At 75.5% G+C, this 3954-nt stretch carries 3 protein-coding genes; 1 reads left to right on the plus strand and 2 read right to left on the minus strand.

The annotated features are described in order from the left end of the window. Window positions 1–49: 49 nt before the first annotated feature. A complete protein-coding gene (locus NT8_RS27490) occupies window positions 50–1096 on the minus strand; it encodes a lactonase family protein (protein WP_067975853.1) in 1047 nt (348 codons plus the stop codon). Window positions 1097–1163: 67 nt separating this feature from the next. Beyond that, window positions 1164–2195, minus strand: a complete 1032-nt coding sequence (locus NT8_RS27495) for an Lrp/AsnC family transcriptional regulator (RefSeq protein WP_245646358.1) — start codon at window positions 2193–2195, stop codon at window positions 1164–1166. 211 nt (window positions 2196–2406) lie between these two features. Here NT8_RS27495 and NT8_RS27500 point away from each other — a divergent pair, with 211 nt between their 5' ends. Continuing rightward, window positions 2407–3903 carry an AbgT family transporter gene (locus tag NT8_RS27500; protein WP_084469339.1) on the plus strand — a complete coding sequence of 499 codons (1497 nt, stop codon included), beginning with the start codon at window positions 2407–2409 and terminating at the stop codon, window positions 3901–3903. The last annotated feature ends 51 nt before the right edge of the window (window positions 3904–3954 follow it).

The raw sequence follows: 3954 nt of genomic DNA on the forward strand, positions 1-3954 counted from the left end.
GGCCCCGCCGCACCCCGCTCCGGACCCGCCGGGCGGGGTGCGGAGCCGGTCAGGCGGGGAGCACGCAGGCGGGGTCGGGCACGGGCAGCCGGTGGACCGGCGGGCCCGGGACGCCGGTGCGCGGGTCGACCGGCAGCGAGGTCAGCTCGCCCGAGCGCTGCAGGGCGACCACGATCCAGCCGTCCACGAGCGCGAAGTGCCGGGGCCAGGCGCCGCCCGCCGGCTCCTCGGCCAGCAGCAGCGGCCGCTCCCCCGTCACGTCGAACGCGGCGATCGTGTCGGGGCCGCGGTTGGCGACGTAGAGGCGCGTGCCGTCGGCGGACAGCGCGATCTCGGAGGGGAAGGCGCTCCCGGCGCCCCCTGCCCCGCTCGCCGGGACGGCGTCGGCCGGCGGCGCCGTCGCCGTCGCCGGGTCCCACCGCAGGACGTGCACCCGGCAGTCCAGCTCGCCCACCGCGAACAGCCGCCCGTCGGGGTGCGCCGCGAGGTGCCGCGGACCGGTGCCGGGCGGGAACCGGGTCGCCACCGACACCCCGGTGACCGGGTCGGCGGCGCCCGGGTCGAACGCCAGGCAGCGCAGTTCGTCGGTGCCGAGATCGGCCACCAGCAGGTGCCGGCCGCCCGGCGCCACCGTGACGCTGTGCGCGTGCGGCCCCTCCTGCCGGTCGGCGTCCGGGCCGGAGCCGGTGTGCCCGACCACCCGCACGGGGGCGCCCGGCGCGCCGTCGGCGCCGATGGGGTGCACGCTGACCCGGCCGTCGGCGTAGTTGGCGGCGATCACGTGCCGCCCGGCGGGGTGCACGGCGAGGTGGCACGGCGACCCGCCGCCGGTGGCGGCGGTGCCGGTGGGCGTCAGGGCCGCGCCGACGGCGAAGCCCGCCACGGCGCCGGCCGGCTTCTCGGCGACCGCGAACAGCAGCCGGCCGCCGGGGTGGGCGGCCAGGAACGACGGGCCGTCCGCCGGGGCGGCGGGCGCGCCGCCGGTGAGTCCGCCGGTGGCGGTGTCGAGGTGGACCTCGTGCACCCCGGAGCCGCCGCCCGCCGGGTCGGAGTGCGCGGTGTAGGTGCCGATCCACAGGCGCCGTCGCTCGGCCATGCCGTGTCCCCTTCGTCGCTGGGCACCGCGGGTGCCCGGTGGCGCGGGGCGCGCCGCCCCGCGGGTCTCAGTCGGCCGGGGCCGCCGGGAAGGGCGCCGCGGCCGCGCCCAAGCGCACGCCCGAGCGCATGATCCAGTAGCGCCGGAGCACGTCCAGCACCACCGACACACGCACCCCCGTCACCCCGGGCAGCCCCGCCAGGTCCACCGACAGGAACCGCTCCAGGGCGGCCTCGTCGCGGAACACCCCATGGTGGATCACCGAGCCCGAACCCGCGACCACCGACACGTAGCGCGCCGAGGGGTGCCGGCCCAGCTCGCCGGCCACCCGCGCGACCGCGCCGGGCCGCGCCGCCAGCGAGACGACCACCTCCAGGCCCATCCCGAGCAGCGCGGGCTCGACCTCCACCCGCGGGCGGATGACGCCGCGCTCCAGCAGCGACTGGGTGATGCGGTAGGCGGTGGACTGGCTCACCCCCAGGACGCGGGCGAGTTCGGCCGACCCGGTGCGGGCGTCGCGGTAGAGCAGCCGGACCGCCTGCCGCTCGGCGCCCGTGGGCGGTTCGCCGGGCCCGTCCGCGGCGTCGGCGGCGACCGGGTCGCCGTAGGCGGCGAGCGCGGCGGTGCGGTCGGCGCTGAGCCGGTCCAGGCACCAGGAGTCGGCCCGGGTGACCGGGCGCAGGACGAGGTCGGACTGCGTGGAGCGGACGCCCTCGACGGAGGGGATCGCGTGGGTGAGGAGGTCGCGCACCTGGCCGCGGCCCGCCGGGTGGACGACGCAGTAGACGTCGGCGCCGCCCGTGGTCAGCGCGACCAGCTGGGTCTCGGGCCGCTCGGCGAGGCGGCGGGCGACGGGCTCGGACCGGCCGGGGTCGGTGGTCAGCCAGACGTGGCGGGGGTGGGCGTCGGAGAACAGCGACCAGTCGACCTGCCCGATCACCCGGAGCAGGTTCTCGGCCTGGAGGCGCTGGAGCCGCCGCCCGATGGTGCTGGGTGAGCTGCCGAGGACCTCGGCGAGGACGTTGATCGGCGCCCGGGGGGCCCGCTGGAGGGCCGCCACCAGGTCCAGGTCGAGGTCGTCCAGCGAGGGTGCGCGCACAGTCGGATGATAGCCACGATCCCCCCGCCCGCGGATGACTGAAACGACCACTTATGCAGCCAGTGTTGACAAAAACAGTCACCCGTCATGGAATGTACAGGTCAGAGCGGGGCGGGAGGCGGTTCTGCTCGATCACCCCTCGCAGCGGATCGAAGGAGCACCTGTGGTCACGCCCGAATCCACGCACCCCAAGCGGTCGATCGCCGTGGTGATGCGCGTCCTCGGCGCCGTCGAACGGGTCGGCAACAAGCTGCCGCACCCGTTCTGGCTGTTCACGATCATGGCCGGGCTGGTCATCGTGCTCAGCGTGGTGCTCAGCGCCCTCGGCGCGTCGGCGGTGTCGCCCGTCGACGGCGAGCGCATCCAGGTGCGCAGCCTGCTCTCGGCCGAGGGCGTGCAGACGATCATCGGCGACGCGATCGCCAACTACGCGGCGTTCCCCCCGCTGGCGCTGATCGTCGTGGTCATGCTCGGCGTCGCGGTGTCCGAGCGCAGCGGCCTGCTCAACGCGCTGCTGCGCGGCAGCGTCACCCGCGTCCCCGGCAAGCTGCTCACCTTCGCGCTCGCGCTGGCGGGCGTGGCGGGCAGCGTGGCCTCCGACGCGGCCTACGTCGTGCTCATCCCGCTGGGCGCCATGGTGTTCAAGGCGGCGGGGCGCAGCCCCATCCTCGGCCTGATCGTGGCGTTCGGGTCGATCTCGGCCGGCTACGACGCCTCGCTGTTCCTCACCCCCACCGACGCCATCCTGGCCGGCCTCACCACCAGCGCGGCGCAGCTCATCGACCCCGGGTACGTGGTCACCCCGCTGGCGAACTACTACTTCAGCGCCGTCAGCGCGGTCATCCTGGCGGTGCTGGTCACCCTGGTGGCCGAGCTGCTGCTGTCGCGCACCGTCGAGCGCATGGAGGTCGACGGCGAGGACGCCGACAACGACCTCGGCGAGATGGTGCTGCGCCCCGAGGAGCGCCGCGGCCTGCGCCTGGCGGGCCTGGTCGCCCTCGCGATGATCGCCGTCCTGGCGGCCGCCCTCATCCCGTCCGGTTCGCCGCTGCGCGGCGAGGACGGCGGCGTGCTCAGCTCGCCCATCATCACCGGCGTCGCCTACGTGCTGGGCCTGCTGTTCCTGCTGACCGGCGCCGTCTACGGCCGCGCGACCGGGTCGATCACCCGGGCCCGCGAGATCCCCGAGGCGATGGTGGGCGGCGTCCGCGACCTCGCCCCCGTGCTCGTGCTGTTCTTCGCCGCGTCGCAGTTCCTCGCCTACTTCAAGTGGACCGGGCTAGGCGAGGTCATCGCCATCCACGGCGCCGCGGTGCTCGACTCCGCCGGGGTGCACCCGGTGCTGCTGTTCCTCGGGATCATCGCCATCACCTCGGTGCTCAACCTGCTGATCACCAGCGGATCGGCGCAGTGGGCGCTCATCGGCCCCATCTTCGTGCCGATGCTCATGCTGCTCGACGTGCCGCCCGAGACCACGCAGGCGCTGTTCCGGGTGGCCGACTCCACCACGAACGTGATCAGCCCGATGAGCCCCTACTTCGTCATGGCCCTGGGCTTCCTCCAGCGCTACCGGCGCTCGGCGGGCATCGGCACGATGATGTCGCTGACCCTGCCGATCTCGGTGGTGCTCCTCATCGGCTGGACGCTGCTCTTCCTCGGCTGGTGGGCCCTCGGCATCCCGCTGGGCCCCGGCGCCCCCGTCCGCTGACCCGGGCCGACCGCCCCCGGCCGACCGGCCCCGGCGCGGGCGGGGCACCCG

The organism is Nocardiopsis trehalosi NBRC 14201 (genome assembly GCF_001552555.1).
GTDB lineage: Bacteria > Actinomycetota > Actinomycetes > Streptosporangiales > Streptosporangiaceae > Nocardiopsis_B > Nocardiopsis_B trehalosi.

Coding starts and splice junctions, on each gene's coding strand:
- NT8_RS27490 (WP_067975853.1), bottom strand. CDS start 1,096: ATGGCCGAGCGACGGCGCCTGTGGATCGGCACCTACACCGCGCACTCC.
- NT8_RS27500 (WP_084469339.1), top strand. CDS start 2,407: ATGCGCGTCCTCGGCGCCGTCGAACGGGTCGGCAACAAGCTGCCGCAC.